The sequence below is a fragment of the Microbacterium sp. LWH13-1.2 genome (genome assembly GCF_038397735.1).
In the GTDB taxonomy this organism is placed as follows: Bacteria; Actinomycetota; Actinomycetes; order Actinomycetales; family Microbacteriaceae; genus Microbacterium.
The window spans coordinates 1,387,875-1,404,069 of record NZ_CP151635.1; the positions used below are offsets into that span (position 1 = coordinate 1,387,875).

Genomic DNA, 16,195 nt, shown 5'->3' on the forward strand with positions numbered 1-16,195 from the left:
CTATCGATGGGCCCCTGAGCGGTCGCGGTGACCGGGCCGGAACAAATCAGCGGTCCTCGAACAGACCCTTGATGTCATCGGCCGTGATGGACTGCGCGAACAGCTCGTCGTCGTCCATGACCGCGGTGAAGAGGCGCGCCTTGCGCTGCTGCAGCTGCAGGACCTTCTCCTCGATCGTGCCGGTCGAGATCATCCGGTAGACGAACACCTGACTCGTCTGCCCGATCCGGTGGGTGCGGTCGATCGCCTGCTCTTCAGCGGCCGGGTTCCACCACGGATCGAGCAGGAAGACGTAGTCGGCCTCCGTGAGCGTCAGACCGAAGCCTCCGGCCTTCAGGCTGATCAGGAAGACCGGCTGCTCCCCGGCCTTGAACGCGTCGATGACCTGCTCCCTGTGCCGCGTCGAGCCGTCGAGGTGCGCGTACGGAATGCCCGCAGCCTCGAGGCGCGCGGCCGCGAGATCGAGGAACGAGGTGAACTGGCTGAAGACGAGTGCCCGGTGGCCCTCCGCCTGCAGCTCGATCACCCTCTCGAGCAGCGTGTCGAGCTTGCTCGAGCCGATCTCCGCGTCCGCCTCGTCTACCAGACCGGGAGCGAGGCTCAGCATCCTCAGAAGAGTCAGCGAACGGAAGACGATGAACCTGTTGCGGTCGAGGTCGTCGAGCAGGCCCAGCACCTTCTGACGCTCTCGTTGCAGCACCACGTCGTAGAGCGCGCGATGCTCGGGGCTCAGCTCCACTTCGAGCAGCTGTTCCTGCTTCGCCGGCAGATCCGAGGCGACGAGCTCCTTGGTGCGCCGCAGCATGAGAGGCCGGACACGACGACGGAGCTGGGCGAGTCGCCGGGCGCGGTAGTCGCCGCCCTCCTCGTTCTCGGGGACCTTGCCCTTCTCGATCGGCTGGATGTACCTGTCGCGGAACTTCCGCGCAGACGGGAAGAGTCCGGGAGCCGCGAGAGAGAGCAGCGACCAGAGCTCCGACAGGCTGTTCTCCATGGGGGTGCCGGTCACCGCGTACGTCACGTCGGATCGGAACGTCGCGATGGCCCGGTGCAGACGCGTCTTCGGGTTCTTGACGAACTGGGCCTCGTCGAGGATCAGCGCTGCCCACTCGACAGAGCGGAACTCCTCCTCGTCGAGCCGGGCGACGGTGTAGGAGCTCACGACGAGGTCGGCCGACTCCGCGGCGTGGCGGAGAGCGTCTGCGCGCCTGCCGCTGGTGCTGTCGACGATCGACACCCGCAGTCCCGGGGTGAACCGCGCTGCCTCCGACCGCCACGTGCTCAGCACCGACGTGGGAGCGAGCACCAGGAACGGACGCGTCTCACCCTGGTCTTTCGCATGCTGGATGAAGGTCAGCAGCTGCAGCGTCTTGCCGAGGCCCATGTCGTCGGCGAGGATGCCGCCCATCCGGTGCCGCCAGAGGAAGGCGAGCCAGTCGAATCCGGCCTTCTGATAGGGCCGCAGCTCGGCCTGCACGCCCGCGGGCACCGGCGTCTCGGGCACCCCGGTCGCCTGACGGAGTCCTTCGGCCGTGGCGCGCCAGTTGACCGCTGGCTCCGACTCGTCTGCGAGGTCTTCGAACTCCTCCCAGAGGTCGGTCTGATACCGGCTGATCCGGGGCCCGGTCTCCCATTCCTGCAGCTCACCGGCCTCTTCGATCAGGTCGCGGAGACGATCCAGAGCCGGGTGATTGAGCGAGAAGTACCCGCCGTCGGCGAGCAGCAGCTTCTTGCGGCCCTTGCTCAGCGCGGTGAACAGCGGACCGAACGGGATCCGTCTGCCGTCGATCGTCACGAGGATGCCGAGGTCGAACCAGTCCGAGTCGGTCGTCTCGACTGTCGTGACCTTCACCTCAGGGGCGCCGGTCAGCTCGCGGTATTCCTTGGGGGCGCCGACCGATTCGACGGTCACGCCCACCGCCTCGAGGGCGGGGACGCCTTCGGCGACGAACGCCGCGGCGTCGATGTCGTGGAACGAGCCGGCAGGCCGGAATCTCGTCGCCCTGAACTCCTGCCACGCCTCCTCGATCCGTGCTCGCACGGTGGTCTCGGCGACGGCGTCGCGCACGGCGGCGTCGGTCCAGGCGAACGGCACCCGTCCGAATCGGCCGTAGGACCATTCGAACGAGTAGCTGACGACGTCACCGCGCTCGTAGGTGATCGTCAGGACGGGCTCCGGATCGGGAACCTCCGGCAGCGAGACGGCGCCGACCGTGTGGACCACGCCGCGTCTCGCGAGCAGCGGGTAGGCGTCGGAGATGAACGCCTGCTCGTCCGACGCCGGGACGAGGATCTCGTCGGGGGCGGCGAGCAGTGCGCGGATCTGCTCGCTCAGTGGCGCCTCCGCGAGCACGATCTCGATGCGCACGCCGACCAGTCCCGCCGAGTACACGCCGGTGCGGCCGATCGGATGAACCGCGGATGCGGCGACAGGGACACCGTCGATCTGCACTTCTGCTGCCACGGACAGCGAACCGTCGTCGACCCGAGTGATGCGCGCCGACACCCCGGACGACGTGGCGAGGCGCACGGATGCGTTCTTCTGGCTCGCGACGAGCGGTATGCCGAGCTCCGCACCCGAGCGGAGCTGGCCCCACAGCAGCGGCGACTCGACCTGATCGAGCACGAGCCAGTCGCCGGCGTTGCCGGAGAGCAATGAATCGCGGGAGATGCTCAGCAGGTCGCCGAACCAGCGATTCTGCATGCGTCCGAACTGAGCGGCGTCCCGACGCACGGCATCCCACCCCGCACCGCCCTGGATCCAGGACCCCGTCTGCGCGCTGCGCATCAGCGGACGGATGGCGAGCAGCAGCTCCCCGGTCGGCCGGGCGAGATCCCGAGCGGTCGCCGCACGCACCGGGCGCGGACCCCAGTGGTTCTCGGATCTGGACTCCCGGTGACGCAGCTCGACTCCGAGCGCCAGCGGCTGCGGATGCCGGGAGACGGCCGGGTCGAGCAGGCTGCGCCACGAAGGCGTCGCCGTGGTCGGGGCCGGCGAGGGCGTGTCGACCGGCTCGGCCGGCCTCTTCAGCGCCGCGGCCTGCTCGGTGTACTCATGGACGTTCGATGCGAGCAGCGTCGCGACGACGTGCTTGCACCCGCTGCGCACCGGGCACGAGCAGCGCGTCGTGCGGACCCGCCGCGTGCCGTTCGACGACAAGAAGACGATCTCGGTCTGGTACTGGGCGTCGCCGCTGCCGCTGACGTGACCTTCGAGCTCGAGGAGATCCTCATGCCAGACCACGTCGAGCACGTTGCCCTCGCGGAAGTAGGCCAGACCGCGCTGGTATCCGCCCACATCCGTGATCTGCATGAGGTCGCGGAGGTCGACGTGCGGCGCGGGCATGGCCCCATCCTTCCCGCGGCCCCGGACATCGAGGTCGCCGCCGCCTGATGCCTCGCTCAGGCTGCGCGAGAGACGCGTGCGAGCACGCCGTGCACGAACGCACCCGAATCGTCGGTCGAGAACTCCTTGGCGAGTTCGACCGCCTCATCGATGGCGACCGCGGTGGGGACCGCGTCGTTGAAGAGGATCTCCCAGACGCCGATGCGCAGCAGAGCCCGGTCGACGGCGGGCATGCGCTCGATCTTCCAGTCACGGCTGTGCGTGGTGATCTGCTCGTCGATCTCGTCGCGGTGATCGATGATGCCGTCGACGACCTCGCGGGCATACAGCCAGGAGGCCTCGCGGGCAGGCTCGCTCGCTGCGCGCTGCGCCTCGGCGGCCAGAGTCACCGCGACCTCGTCGCCACGGACGTCAGCTGAGAACAGGATGTCGAGTGCGCGCTTGCGCGCCTTCGTTCGGGCGCTCACGCCTTACTTCTCGCGACCGAGGTAGTCGCCCGTGCGCGTGTCGACCTTGACCTTGGTGTTGGTCTCGACGAACAGCGGGACCTGGATCTCGTAGCCGGTCTCGAGCGTCGCCGGCTTCGTGCCCGCCGACGAGCGGTCGCCCTGCAGACCCGGCTCGGTGTACGTGATCTCGAGGATCACGGACGCCGGCAGGTCGATGTAGAGCGGGTTGCCGTTGTTGAGCGCGATCGTGACCTGCTGGTTCTCGAGCAGGAAGTTCTTCGCGTCACCGACCGTCGCCGCGCTCACGGTGATCTGATCGAAGTCGGTCTGGTCCATGAACACGTAGCCGTCACCGTCGGTGTACAGGTAGGTGTAATCACGACGGTCGACGTTCTCGATCTCGATCTTCGCACCGGCGTTGAACGTCTTGTCGACGACCTTGCCGCTCATCACGTTCTTGAGCTTGGTGCGGACGAATGCGCCGCCCTTGCCGGGCTTGACGTGCTGGAACTCGACGACGCTCCAGAGCTGGCGCTCGATGTTGAGGACGACGCCGTTCTTGATGTCTGCGGTAGATGCCATGCGCTGGACTTTCCGTTTCTAGAGTCTGGGGGCCGTTCTCGTCCCGGTGGACTGGGTGGGCCGACAGTCGATTCTACGGGATGAGCGCTGCGAGCTGCCGCACAGCGTTCGCATACCCGTCGACTCCCTCGCCGATCACACGGACTGCGGCGACGTCGTGGAGGTAGGAATGATGCCGGAACTCCTCGCGGGAGTACACGTCGGAGATGTGAACCTCGGCGAAAGGCAGTGCGACGCCGGTGAGTGCGTCCCGCAGCGACACAGAGGTATGGGTGAGGCCCCCGGGATTGATGATGATCGCCGCGCAGTCCGCCCGGGCGGCATGGATGGCGTCGATCAGCACACCCTCGTGGTTGCTCTGGACGGCGCGCACCTCGAAGCCCACGGCTGCGGCGGCCTCGGCGGTCAGGCGCTCCACATCAGCGAGCGTCGCCGTGCCGTAGACATCGGGTTCACGGCTGCCGAGCAGGTTGAGGTTCGGACCGTTGACGAGGAGTATGCGGCGCGTCATTCGCCGATCTCCTGGTACGCAGCGAAGAGCAGCGATTCGTCGGGGGCCTGCAGGACCGTGGGCTTCGCGATGTCGTCGAGCAGGATGAATCGCAGCATGCCGCCGCGGCTCTTCTTGTCGCGCTGCATCGTGGCCAGCAGCTGCGGCCACGCACCGGCGCGGTATCCGGTCGGAAGGCCCAGCGACTCGAGGATCGTGCGGTGGCGCTCTGCGGCTTCGTCCGAGAGGCGTCCGGCGAGTCGCGACAGCTCTGCCGCGTACAGCATCCCGATGGAGACAGCCGCGCCGTGGCGCCAGCGGTAGCGCTCCGCATGCTCGATCGCATGGCCGAGGGTGTGACCGTAGTTGAGGATCTCGCGCTGCCCCGCCTCGCGGAAGTCGTCGGAGACGACCTTCGCCTTCATGTCGATCGCGAGCTCGACCGCGCGCCGGAATTCCGGGGTCGTGGTGTCGACGGCCCGAGCGGGGTCGGCTTCGATGATGTCGAGGATCTCGGGCGCCCAGATGAAACCGGCCTTCGCGACCTCGGCGAATCCGGCCGTCGCCTCGTTCGGGCTGAGGCTCGAGAGTTCGTCGAGGTCTCCGATCACCGCGCGCGGAGCCCAGAACGCACCGACGAGGTTCTTGCCCTCCGCGGTGTTGATCCCCGTCTTCCCGCCGACCGACGCGTCGACCAGTCCGAGCACGGTCGTCGGCACCTGGACGACCTGCACGCCGCGCAACCAGGTCGCCGCGACGAACCCTGCGAGGTCGGTGACCGCGCCGCCGCCGTATCCCACGACGGCATCCGTGCGTGTGAAGTCGGCCTGGCCCATGACCTGCCAGCAGAACGCCGCGACCTCGATGCGCTTGCCCTGCTCGGCATCCGGCACTTCGGCCAGAAGCACCTCACGCGGTCCGTTCTCGACGTCCGCGAGCAGTCGATCGCGCAGCTCCGCGGCACGGGCCGCGAGCGTCGGCGGATGCACGACGAGGATCTTCCGCACGCCCGGATCCAGGGCGGCAGAGACCTGATCGAGGATCCCGCGTCCGATGCTGATCTCGTAGGGGGTCTCCCCCGTCACACTGATGGTGGTGGTGCTCATGCTCGTTCTCTCCTCCATGCCACGATGTCGTCGGCGATGCGCTGCATGGGGCGTCGCGACGTGTCGAACGTCACGGATGCCACCTCGTCATACCAGCCTCGACGTTCTTCGAAGATCTGCGTCCAGCGCCCGACCGGATCGTCCCCCGCGAGCAGCGGTCGGCCACCCGCATTGATGCGGTGCACGACCGCCTCCGGCGACACGGTCAGGAAGACGACGGGATGCTCGCGCAGCAGCGCCCGCGTCCCGGGATCCGTCACCGCGCCGCCTCCGAGCGAGATCACCCCGCCCGCCCTCAGCGCGTCGGCGACCTCCGCCCGTTCGAGCGAGCGGAAATGTGCCTCGCCGTGGTCGGCGAAGATCCCGGGGATCGGGCCGTGGGCGGCGACGACGCGCTTGTCGGTGTCGATGAACGGCACGCCGAGCTTCTTGGCGACGCGGCGACCGACGCTGGTCTTCCCGGCCGCCATCGGACCGACCAGCACCAGCGTCAGCTGCTCAGCTTCGCTCGTCATGCGCGATGAGCGCCGCCTCGGACGCCGGGGTCGTCCGCAGCTCGGCCGGAATGCCGGCCAGATACCCGTCGAGGTTGCGACGCGTCTCGCGGATGCTGTCGCCACCGAACTTCTCGAGCACGGCGTTCGCCAGTTCGACGGCGACCATGGCCTCGGCCACGACACCGGCAGCGGGCACAGCGCACACGTCCGAGCGCTGGTGGTGGGCCGTGGCATCCTCGCCGGAGGCGATGTCGATCGTCCGGAGGGCGTGCGGGACGGTCGCGATGGGCTTCATTCCGGCGCGAACGCGCAGCACAGTGCCGGTGGACATCCCGCCCTCGGTGCCTCCCGCACGGTCAGAGCCGCGCGAGATGCCGTCGGCAGTGGCGAACAGCTCGTCGTGAGCTGCGGAACCCCGGCGACGGGTCGTCTCGAAGCCGTCACCGACCTCGACGCCCTTGATCGCCTGGATGCTCATGAGCGCCTGCGCGAGACGCGCGTCGAGGCGGCGGTCCCAGTGCACGTGCGAGCCCAGCCCGGGAGGCAGGCCGTAGGCGAGGACCTCGACGATCCCGCCGAGGGTGTCGCCGTCCTTCTTGGCGTCGTCGACCTCGGCCACCATGAGGGCGGACGTGGCCGGATCGAAGCAGCGCAGCGGGTCGGCGTCGAGCGTCTCCACGTCATCGGGAGTCGGAAGCGGGGAACCTGGCGGCACCTGCACGGGACCGATCGACAGCGTGTGGCTCACGAGACGGATGCCGAGTTCGCCGAGGAACGACCGGGCGATCGCACCGAGCGCGACACGGGCGGCGGTCTCGCGGGCGCTGGCACGCTCGAGGATCGGGCGCGCCTCGTCGAAGTCGTACTTCTGCATGCCCACGAGATCGGCATGGCCGGGGCGCGGTCGGGTGAGCGGCGCGCTGCGACCCCTCGACTTGTCGGTGAGCTCGACGGGTTCGGGGTTCATGACCTCGATCCACTTCGGCCACTCGGTATTCCCGATGCGCAGGGCGATCGGGCTGCCGAGCGTCCTGCCGTGACGGACACCGCCGGAGATGGTGAGCTCGTCCTGCTCGAACTTCATACGCGAGCCGCGGCCGTAGCCGAGCTTGCGACGTGCGAGATCGGCCTGGATCGCCTCTGAGGACACGGGGACGCCCGAGGGCAGACCCTCCATGACGGCAATGAGTTCTGGGCCGTGCGATTCGCCGGCCGTGAGCACGCGGAGCATTGCTCTAGTCTCCCACGCGTTTCGACCTGACTCGTGCCGCGTGTCGTCGGCGGTTACAGAACTGCTCTCATCGCGGCGACCACGCCATCTTCGCCGGGCAATGCGATGGTCTGATCCCCGTGTCGGAAGATCCGGATCTGCCGTACGGCCTGCCAGAGCAGCATCCCTTCGCCCGAGATCGCCTGGCCGCCCGTCCAGGCGGTGGCGAGTGCGGAGGGCCATGGCGAGTAGGCGACGTCGAACAACGCTCCGCCTCGCTCGGCGAGACGCACAGCGGTCGCGTCGTCGAGGGCCGAACCGCTCGGAAGGGTCGCCACGGTGAGATCGACCTGGTCTGCGTCCGCGGCGAACGCGTCTGCGGTCACATCGACTCCGAGTCGCGCGCCGAGCGCGATGAGCGTCGCGGCGCGCTCGGGGCGACGTGCGCGCACCTCGATCGACCGGGCGCCGAGTTCGACGCACGCGACGACTGCGGATGCCGCAGTCGCACCGGCGCCGAGGACGCGGACGCGGCCCACTTCGCCGAGGCCGTGCTCGCCGAGGGCGTCGATGATTCCGCCGACATCGGTGTTGAAGCCCTGCGCGACGTCCGTCAGGAGCAGTGTGTTGACTGCGCCCGTGAGCTCGGCGTGCGTGTCGCGTGTCGCTGCGGCCCGATGGGCCCGCTCTTTCAGCGGCATCGTGAGCGACAGACCGAGCCAGGAGTCATCGAGCGACGCGAGGGCATCGTCGAAAACGCTCTCGTCGACCTGCCGACTCGAGTACTCCCAGTCGAGGCCGAGCACGCCGTACGCGGCCGCATGCAGCCGCGGCGACTTCGAATGTGCGATCGGGTCGCCCCACACCGCGAGATGCCGAGGCGTCATCCGGCCGAGCATCCCCCGTCGGGGTTCTCCTGGCACCACTTCTCCCACTTCTCGACGCCCTGGAGGTGCTCCTCGTAGGTCACCGAGAACTGGGTCTCTCCCGTGGCGAGGTTGACGGTGACGAAGTACAGCCACGGACCGTCAGCCGGGTGCATGGCCGCATCGATGGCGGCATCGCTCGGGCTGGCGATCGGCGTGATCGGCAACCCCGTGTGCACGTAGGTGTTCCAGTCGTTGGGATCCTCGAGCGCCTCGGCCGAGCTCGAGACGACGCCCTCGTGCAGCGAGCCGTAGCCGTACTGCGCGGTCGAGTCCATCTGGAGCTTCATGTCGATGTCCAGGCGGTTCTGGATCACGCGCGACACCTTCGGGAAGTCCGCCGTGAGTCCCTCGCGCTGGATGATCGACGCGATCGTCAGCACACGCTGCGCGTCTTCGGCGGGAACGCCGGCGGCATCCAGCGACTCCTTGGTGCGGTCGACCATGCGCTGGATCACCTGCGTCGCGGTGACGCCGGGATCGAACGTGTAGACGGCGGGGAAGAGCCAGCCCTCGAGAGTCTGCGCGGTCACACCGTAGGTCGCGGGATCCGCGTCCACAGCGGCCTGGAGGTCTTCGATCGGCATCCCGAGAGACTCCGCCATGCCGGGAAGCGACGACTCGATCGTCGCGCCCTCGCCGACGCTCGCCGAGTTCTCGAGCTTGTTCGCGGGGTCCTGAAGCGCCTCGAGCGCGGCCGCGGCCGTCATCTTCTCCTGAAGCCGGTAGATGCCGGGGTAGAACGTGATGGCAATGTTCTCCTTGACGAGGTAATCGTAGAAGACCTCGTCGGTACGGGTGACACCCGCTTCGTACAGTGCAGTCGACACGGGTGAGCCGGTGTCGCCCTCCTGGACGGTGACGAGCACTTCGCCGGACGCGATGCCGGGCTCCCAGTCGGCCGGCTCACCCCATCCGAGTGCGTCGCTGATCTTGTCGCCGTACGTGTTCCAGGCCCAGATTCCGGTGCCGACGATGCCTCCGATCACGGCGAGCACGATGATCAGCGCCACGAGGCAGCCGGTGCGGCGCTTCTTCTTCTTCGGAGGGCGACTCCCGGAGTCCTCATCGGTGTGCGCGTGGAAGAGATCTTCGAGGCGTCCACCGGAACCCGCAGCGCCTGAGGCTGCGGCGGTCGCGGGCACGGCTGCATCTGCGACGACGGGCGCGGATGGTCCGTCACGATCTGCGTCGGATGTGAGGACGCCGTCGCGAGCTGCGGAGACGTGGTCACCGCCGCGTGTCGCGGAGTCGTCGGCGCGGATGTCGGGCGACTGGGCGGGACCGGTCACGGGAAGTGCGCGGGTCGAGGCGTCGTCGTCCGAACGGGGCTCCTGCGGTTCAGGCACAGGCGCCTGACCGCCGGGCGCCTGCGCCGCAGCCGCCTCGCGGGCGGCTCGGCGCGACCCGGGAGCCGGTGGCGTGTTGTCGACCGTCGGGCTCTGCTGCGACGGATCGGGAAGATTCTCGAACAGGTCGCCGAGGCGGGCGTCCGGATCGTGCTGAGGTGAAGAACTCTCACGTTCGGGCATTAGCGTGGGGACTCCTCGTCGAGCGGAATCGTGTCACCGGGCGGGTTTCCGGTGCTCTTCTCCGTGTCGATCGCCTGCTGCAGCAGAACCACCGCGGCGATCTGATCCACAATGCTACGAGACTTCTTCTGAGATCTGCCCGAAGAGCGCAATGCGGCGTGTGCGGTGACCGTGCTCAGACGCTCGTCCACGAGACGGACGGGCGTGCCCGTCCGCGACTGCAGCGCCGCCGCGAACTCCCGCGCATCGGTCGTGGATGCCGTGTCGGCACCCTGCAGATTCACCGGAAGGCCGACCACGAACTCGAGCAGGTCGAAGTCCTGTGCGATCTCCGCGATCCGGTCGATCGCCGAGTCGTTGCGCTGGACCGTCTCCACTGGGACGGCGAGCATGCCGTCGGGGTCGCAGCGAGCGACCCCGACACGTGCACGTCCGACGTCGATACCGAGCCGCACACCGCGACGGAATCCGCTCACGCTGACTGCAGCTCCTGCGACACGGCCTCGAGAGCAGCGGGAAGAGCCGCGGCGTCCGTGCCGCCGCCCTGGGCGACGTCGTCACGACCGCCGCCTCCGCCGCCGAGCACGGAAGCGGCGCGCTTTGCCAGCGCACCGGCCTTCGCGCCTGCCGCGCGGGCGGCATCGTTCGTCGCGACGACGACCACCGGGCGACCGTTCACCACGGCGCCGAGAGCGACGACCGCAGCGTCCGATCCGAGACGGTCGCGCACCCCGAGCACCAGCTCACGCACGTCGTCGGCCGAGGCGACCTCACCGAGAGACCGTGCCGCGACACGGAAGGCTCCGACACGATCCGCGGACTCCGCGATGGCCGGGACCTGACCTGCGCGCTCCTTGGACTCGAACTGCGCGATGCGCTTCTCCGCCGCTTTCAGGCTCGCGGAGAGGTCCGCGATGCGCTCGGCGAGCTGATCGCGCGGGGTCTTGAGCGAGGTGGTCAGCTGCGAGACGAGAGCGCGCTCGGCGGCCAGCTCGCGGAATGCGTCCTGTCCGACCAGAGCCTCGATGCGACGGTTCGACGCGCCGACCGAAGACTCGCCGACGACGCTGACGAGACCGATCTCGGCGCTCGAGCTCACATGGGTTCCTGCGCAGAGCTCACGCGACCAGGGACCACCGATGTCGACCATGCGCACGACGTCGCCGTACTTCTCGCCGAACAGTGCCATGGCGCCCGCCTCCTTCGCCTCATCGAGGGTCAGGATGCGGGTCGAGACCTCAAGGGCGTCGTTGACCGCGCGATTGGTGATCTCCTCGATCTCGGTGCGCGTGTCTGCCGACAGCGCCTGCGACCACGAGAAGTCGAAGCGCATGTAACCGGCGCGGTTGAGCGAGCCCGCCTGCGTGGCGGTCGGGCCGAGCGTGTCGCGCAGCGCGGCATGCACGAGATGCGTCGCGGAGTGCGCCTGCCGGGCGGCGCGGCGGTTGGCCGCGTCGACCACCGTCGTGGCAGCATCATCGACCGTGACGACGCCACGCGTGACCTCGACTGTGTGGCTGATGAGCCCCGGAACCGGGCGCTGAACATCGAGCACGTCGAGTTCGAACCCGGGGCCCACGATCACGCCCTTGTCGGCGACCTGTCCACCCGACTCCGCGTAGAGCGTCGTCTCGGCGAGCACGACCTCGGCGATCTGCCCCTCCGCGGCGCTGCGCGCCGGCTGGCCGTCGACGAGAATCCCGAGGATGCGCGAGTCGACCTCGAGCTCGGAGTAACCGTCGAAGCCGGTCTCGCCCAGCGCGCGCAGGTCACGGTAGACCGAGACATCGGCGAGCTGACGCTTGCGGTTGCGTGCATCGGCCTTGGCGCGGGAGCGCTGCTCCTGCATCAGGGTGTCGAAAGCCGCACGGTCGACGTCGAGACCTGCCTCCTCCGCGACCTCGAGGGTGAGGTCGATCGGGAAGCCGTAGGTGTCGTGCAGGAGGAACGCCTCAGGACCGCTGAGGGTCGTCGCTCCGCCCTTCTTCGTCTCGTCGAGCGCGAGGTCGAGGATCGTCGACCCGGAAGCGAGCGTGCGCCGGAAGGTCTCCTCCTCGGCGAAGGCAGCGGCCGACAGCGTCGACCAGTCCTTCTCGAGCTCGGGGTACGCCGACTTCATGGCGTCACGCGAGGTGGCGAAGAGCTCGGGGAACACCGCCTCGTCGACGCCGAGCAGACGCATCGAGCGCACCGTGCGTCGCATCAGGCGGCGCAGGATGTATCCGCGACCCTCGTTGGACGGCCGGACTCCATCGGACAGCAGCATCAGTGAGGAGCGGACATGGTCGGCGACGACGCGGAAGCGGACGTCGTCTTCGTGCACCGCCCCGTAGCGGCGACCCGAGAGCTCGACGGCCCGGTCGAGCACCGGGCGCACCTGATCCGTCTCGTACATGTTCTCGACGCCCTGCTTGAGGAACGCGACGCGCTCGAGTCCCATGCCCGTGTCGATGTTCTTCTGGGGCAGCTCCCCCACGATGTCGAATTCCGTCTTGCCGCGGATGTTCTCGATGAAGTCCTGCATGAACACGAGGTTCCAGATCTCCAGGAACCTCGAGTCGTCTGCCGCAGGACCGCCGTCCTTGCCGTATGCGGGGCCGCGGTCGAAGAAGATCTCGGAGTCCGGGCCGCCGGGGCCGGGCTGCCCGGTGTTCCAGTAGTTGTCGGCGCGCCCGAGGCGCTGGATGCGCTCGGGTTTCAGGCCGATGATGTCGCGCCAGATGGATTCGGCCTCGTCATCCGTCTCGTAGACGGTGACCCAGAGGTCCTTCTCGTCGAACCCCATGCCGCCGTCGGCCTCGGAGCTCGTCAGCAGCTCCCACGCGTAGCGGATGGCGCCCTCTTTGAAGTAGTCGCCGAACGACCAGTTGCCCATCATCTGGAAGAAGGTGCCGTGACGCGCGGTCTTGCCGACCTCTTCGATGTCGTTGGTGCGGATGCACTTCTGCAGATCCGCGATGCGCGGATGCGGTGCGGGGACGACGCCCGTGAGGTACGGGATCATCGGCACCATTCCGGCGACCGTGAACAGCAGGGACGGGTCGTCGCTGACCAGGGAGGCCGAGGGGACGATGACGTGGTCGTTCTTCTCGAAGTAATCGAGGTAGCGCTGCGCGATCTCCGCAGTTTTCATAGGGGTGCCAGGTGTCCTTGCGTGCTGAGTGGGAAACAGATGACGAGAACCGTGTGCGCTGAGGCGCGCCGGTCAGTCGTCATCGGGGTCGGTGAGACGTGCCTTCTCGTCGCGGTAGGAGTCGCCGATGATCGCCGTGAACTCGTTGATCCGCGCGTCGACCTCGGCGAGGATGTCGTGACCGCGCGGGTCCTTGTTCATGAAATGAGCCGCGACGAAGCCGCCGATCACTCCGATCAGGAACCACAGCACGTTCTTCATGTCGCCATCCTTGCCCTTGACCCGCGAAGGCGCGGTGCCTCCATCGTATGCGGAAACGACAGAAGGCGTCGGGTGAACCCCGACGCCTTCTGCGGAAAAGCTGAACTCAGCGAGCTGCGTAGTACTCGACGACGAGCTGCACTTCACAGGTCACGGGGACCTCGGCACGCTTCGGACGACGAACCAGGCGAGCCTGGAGCTTGTCGAGCTCGACCTCGAGGTAGCCGGGAACGGGAGGCAGGACCTCGGCGTGACCGCCGGCCGCTGCGACCTGGAAGGGCTCGGTGCCCTCGCTCTTGGCCTTGACGTGGATGAGCTGACCCGGCTTCACGCGGAAGGACGGGCGGTCGACGAGCTGGCCGTCGACGAGGATGTGACGGTGCACGACGAGCTGACGAGCCTGTGCGGTGGTGCGGGCGAAGCCCGAACGCACGACGAGAGCGTCGAGACGCATCTCGAGCAGCTCGACCAGGTTCTCACCGGTCAGGCCGTCCTGACGACGAGCCTCGTTGAACGTGTTGCGCATCTGCTTCTCGCGGATGCCGTACTGCTCGCGCAGACGCTGCTTCTCACGCAGACGGACGGCGTAGTCGCTGTCAGCCTTGCGCTTGGTGCGGCCGTGCTCACCCGGAGCGTAGGGACGCTTCTCGAGGTAGCGGGCGGCCTTCGGGGTGAGCGGGATGCCGAGGGCACGGCTCAGACGAACCTTGCGGCGGTCCTGGGACTTCGTGGTCACGAAGTTTTCCTTCCGATGACGTGGTCGCGTCTTTCACGACTCACGGACGTATCGTCCGCGTTCTGCCTTGGAGCGCACGCCGGGGCGCCAGCAAGGTGTGGTGTGAACGAGGAGATGCCCGAAAACTCGGTTTCGAGCCGATCCAGTCTAACAGATTCCGGCTCAGCGGCCGTCGAGGATGCGGCGGATGCGCTCGAGGCGCGCCGAGATGTCCCGCTCCGCCCCGAGGTTCTTCGGTTCGTAGTAGCGCCTGCCCTGCAGTTCGTCCGGCAGATACTGCTGCGGGAGGATGCCGAACTCGCTGTCGTGCGGATAGACGTAACCGCGACCGTGACCGAGTCGCTTGGCCCCCGGATAGTGGGCGTCGCGCAGATGCAGCGGGACCCGACCGAACCCGCCCGAGCGGATGTCCGCGATCGCCGCGTCGATTCCGGTGTACGCGGCGTTCGACTTCGCGGTGGTCGCCAGATAGACCGTGGCCTCGGCGAGCGGGATCCTTCCCTCGGGCATGCCGATGAAAGCGACCGCATCGGCGGCCGCGACCGCGATCGTGAGCGCCTGCGGGTCGGCGAGCCCCACATCCTCGGAGGCCGAGATCACCAGACGCCTCGCGATGAAGCGCGGATCCTCCCCCGCCTCGATCATGCGAGCGAGATAGTGCAGCGCCGCGTCGGGGTCGGATCCCCTGATCGACTTGATGAACGCGCTGATCACGTCGTAGTGCTCGTCGCCCTGGCGGTCGTAACGCAGCAGCGCCTTGTCGACGGCCTGTGCCACGTCGTCGGCGGTCGCAGCCGGCACCGCGCCGTCTTCGCCATTGGACAGGGCGACCGCGGCCGCGGCTTCGAGGCCCGTGAGCGCCCGTCGGGCGTCACCGGAGGCGAGCCTGATCAGCGCGGCGCGTGCGTCGTCTGCGAGGCTGACCGCACCGTTGAGCCCGCGTGCGTCGCTGACGGCCCGGTCTACGAGGACCCCGATGTCGTCGTCGGTAAGCGGCTGCAGCGTCAGCAGCAGAGATCGGGAGAGCAGAGGTGAGATCACCGAGAACGAGGGGTTCTCGGTGGTCGCCGCGATCAGCAGCACCCAGCCGTTCTCGACCCCCGGCAGCAGCGCGTCCTGCTGCGCCTTGGTGAAGCGGTGGATCTCGTCGAGGAACAGGATCGTCGTCTGCCCGTACAGGTCGCGCTGCGTGATCGCCTCCTGCATCACCTCGCGCACGTCCTTCACGCCGGCGGTGATCGCGGAGAGCTCGACGAACCGCCGCCCGGACGACCGTGCGATGGCCTGGGCGAGCGTGGTCTTGCCGGTGCCCGGTGGACCCCAGAGGATGATCGACACAGCCCCGGGCGACGTCGCCGCCGGATCCGCGAGGGCCACGATCGGCGAACCCGCCCGCAGCAGATGCTTCTGTCCGGCCACCTCGTCGAGGGAGACGGGGCGCATGCGCACCGCGAGGGGCGTCTGCCCGGAGAGCAGTGCAGCGGCGGAGGTCATCCGTCCAGGCTAACGCGGCGCGCTGACACTGCGGGCAGGATCAGTACGCCGGCCGCGACGGTAGGCTCTCAGGCGACGGTGCACATTCACGTCCAGTAAGGGAGCACGCAATGGCCGGACGCGGGTCCAAGAGCGCGCAGTCGCGCATGGAAGCGGAGCGCGCGCGTCTCCACAACGCCCGCAGGGCTTGGCACGACGGGCAGATCCGCCGCCGTGTCCGAGACAACACGATCGCGAGCATCGTCGGGTCCCTGATCGTCGTGGCCGCCATCGGCAGCCAGGTCGCCTACGCGCAGGCGAATCCGCCGGCACCCGAACCCACTCCCAGCGTCGAGCCGACCGAGGCTCCGCTCCCGACGGACACGACCGTCCCCGAGCCCGTTCCCACCGACGCACCCGTCCCCACCGACGCGCCCGTCGAGTAGCAGAGTCG

General features: G+C 68.3%; 15 protein-coding genes. 1 reads left to right on the forward strand and 14 read right to left on the reverse strand.

Features of this window, described 5'->3' with window-relative positions; all coding sequences use genetic code 11:
• Positions 1 to 46: 46 nt before the first annotated feature.
• From MRBLWH13_RS06475 to MRBLWH13_RS06540, 14 genes are all read right to left on the reverse strand, one after another.
• Positions 47 to 3,346: an SNF2-related protein gene (locus tag MRBLWH13_RS06475; protein ID WP_341957442.1), complete on the reverse strand. Its 3,300-nt coding sequence runs from the start codon at positions 3,344 to 3,346 to the stop codon at positions 47 to 49.
• Positions 3,347 to 3,402: 56 nt separating this feature from the next.
• Positions 3,403 to 3,813, reverse strand: a complete 411-nt coding sequence (gene nusB / locus MRBLWH13_RS06480) for a transcription antitermination factor NusB (RefSeq protein WP_311245143.1) — start codon at positions 3,811 to 3,813, stop codon at positions 3,403 to 3,405.
• Positions 3,814 to 3,816: 3 nt separating this feature from the next.
• Positions 3,817 to 4,377, reverse strand: coding sequence for an elongation factor P (efp, locus tag MRBLWH13_RS06485; RefSeq protein ID WP_311245144.1), 561 nt, complete (start codon positions 4,375 to 4,377; stop codon positions 3,817 to 3,819).
• A 73-nt stretch (positions 4,378 to 4,450) separates the two neighbouring features.
• The gene (locus MRBLWH13_RS06490) at positions 4,451 to 4,888 is read right to left on the reverse strand and encodes a type II 3-dehydroquinate dehydratase (protein ID WP_341957443.1); all 438 of its coding nucleotides are present in this window, start codon (positions 4,886 to 4,888) and stop codon (positions 4,451 to 4,453) included.
• On the reverse strand, positions 4,885 to 5,973 hold the full coding sequence (gene aroB, locus MRBLWH13_RS06495; protein ID WP_341957444.1) for a 3-dehydroquinate synthase: 1,089 nt from the start codon (positions 5,971 to 5,973) through the stop codon (positions 4,885 to 4,887). Before aroB ends, MRBLWH13_RS06490 begins: the two co-directional genes overlap by 4 nt.
• The gene (locus MRBLWH13_RS06500; RefSeq protein WP_341957445.1) at positions 5,970 to 6,488 is read right to left on the reverse strand and encodes a shikimate kinase; all 519 of its coding nucleotides are present in this window, start codon (positions 6,486 to 6,488) and stop codon (positions 5,970 to 5,972) included. Before MRBLWH13_RS06500 ends, aroB begins: the two co-directional genes overlap by 4 nt.
• A complete protein-coding gene (gene aroC, locus MRBLWH13_RS06505; RefSeq protein WP_341957446.1) occupies positions 6,472 to 7,701 on the reverse strand; it encodes a chorismate synthase in 1,230 nt (409 codons plus the stop codon). The genes MRBLWH13_RS06500 and aroC overlap by 17 nt, the downstream gene beginning before the upstream one ends.
• Positions 7,702 to 7,754: 53 nt before the next feature.
• A complete protein-coding gene (locus MRBLWH13_RS06510; RefSeq protein WP_341957447.1) occupies positions 7,755 to 8,567 on the reverse strand; it encodes a shikimate dehydrogenase in 813 nt (270 codons plus the stop codon).
• Positions 8,564 to 10,138 (reverse strand): endolytic transglycosylase MltG, encoded by a 1,575-nt coding sequence (gene mltG / locus MRBLWH13_RS06515; protein ID WP_341957448.1) that lies wholly within the window; start codon positions 10,136 to 10,138, stop codon positions 8,564 to 8,566. The genes MRBLWH13_RS06510 and mltG overlap by 4 nt, the downstream gene beginning before the upstream one ends.
• Entirely contained in the window at positions 10,138 to 10,614 is a 477-nt protein-coding gene (gene ruvX, locus MRBLWH13_RS06520; protein ID WP_056509984.1) for a Holliday junction resolvase RuvX, read from the reverse strand. The genes mltG and ruvX overlap by 1 nt, the downstream gene beginning before the upstream one ends.
• A complete protein-coding gene (alaS, locus tag MRBLWH13_RS06525) occupies positions 10,611 to 13,271 on the reverse strand; it encodes an alanine--tRNA ligase (RefSeq protein WP_341957449.1) in 2,661 nt (886 codons plus the stop codon). Before alaS ends, ruvX begins: the two co-directional genes overlap by 4 nt.
• Before the next feature lie 72 nt (positions 13,272 to 13,343).
• Positions 13,344 to 13,532 (reverse strand): hypothetical protein, encoded by a 189-nt coding sequence (locus MRBLWH13_RS06530; RefSeq protein ID WP_341957450.1) that lies wholly within the window; start codon positions 13,530 to 13,532, stop codon positions 13,344 to 13,346.
• A gap of 106 nt (positions 13,533 to 13,638) precedes the next feature.
• Entirely contained in the window at positions 13,639 to 14,268 is a 630-nt protein-coding gene (rpsD, locus tag MRBLWH13_RS06535) for a 30S ribosomal protein S4 (protein ID WP_052677824.1), read from the reverse strand.
• A gap of 162 nt (positions 14,269 to 14,430) precedes the next feature.
• The gene (locus MRBLWH13_RS06540; RefSeq protein ID WP_341957451.1) at positions 14,431 to 15,762 is read right to left on the reverse strand and encodes a replication-associated recombination protein A; all 1,332 of its coding nucleotides are present in this window, start codon (positions 15,760 to 15,762) and stop codon (positions 14,431 to 14,433) included.
• 110 nt (positions 15,763 to 15,872) lie between these two features.
• On the opposite strand from MRBLWH13_RS06540, the gene MRBLWH13_RS06545 reads away from it, so the two are divergent.
• Positions 15,873 to 16,187, forward strand: coding sequence for a hypothetical protein (locus MRBLWH13_RS06545; RefSeq protein ID WP_341957452.1), 315 nt, complete (start codon positions 15,873 to 15,875; stop codon positions 16,185 to 16,187).
• Positions 16,188 to 16,195: the final 8 nt, after the last annotated feature.

Bases quoted from the DNA above. Each gene is read 5' to 3' on its own strand.
- efp (WP_311245144.1), bottom strand. From the start codon at position 4,377: ATGGCATCTACCGCAGACATCAAGAACGGCGTCGTCCTCAACATCGAG.
- mltG (WP_341957448.1), bottom strand. From the start codon at position 10,138: ATGCCCGAACGTGAGAGTTCTTCACCTCAGCACGATCCGGACGCCCGC.
- aroB (WP_341957444.1), bottom strand. From the start codon at position 5,973: ATGAGCACCACCACCATCAGTGTGACGGGGGAGACCCCCTACGAGATC.
- MRBLWH13_RS06475 (WP_341957442.1), bottom strand. From the start codon at position 3,346: ATGCCCGCGCCGCACGTCGACCTCCGCGACCTCATGCAGATCACGGAT.
- MRBLWH13_RS06530 (WP_341957450.1), bottom strand. From the start codon at position 13,532: ATGAAGAACGTGCTGTGGTTCCTGATCGGAGTGATCGGCGGCTTCGTC.
- aroC (WP_341957446.1), bottom strand. From the start codon at position 7,701: ATGCTCCGCGTGCTCACGGCCGGCGAATCGCACGGCCCAGAACTCATT.
- MRBLWH13_RS06545 (WP_341957452.1), top strand. From the start codon at position 15,873: ATGGCCGGACGCGGGTCCAAGAGCGCGCAGTCGCGCATGGAAGCGGAG.
- MRBLWH13_RS06500 (WP_341957445.1), bottom strand. From the start codon at position 6,488: ATGACGAGCGAAGCTGAGCAGCTGACGCTGGTGCTGGTCGGTCCGATG.
- MRBLWH13_RS06540 (WP_341957451.1), bottom strand. From the start codon at position 15,762: ATGACCTCCGCCGCTGCACTGCTCTCCGGGCAGACGCCCCTCGCGGTG.
- MRBLWH13_RS06490 (WP_341957443.1), bottom strand. From the start codon at position 4,888: ATGACGCGCCGCATACTCCTCGTCAACGGTCCGAACCTCAACCTGCTC.
- MRBLWH13_RS06510 (WP_341957447.1), bottom strand. From the start codon at position 8,567: ATGACGCCTCGGCATCTCGCGGTGTGGGGCGACCCGATCGCACATTCG.
- alaS (WP_341957449.1), bottom strand. From the start codon at position 13,271: ATGAAAACTGCGGAGATCGCGCAGCGCTACCTCGATTACTTCGAGAAG.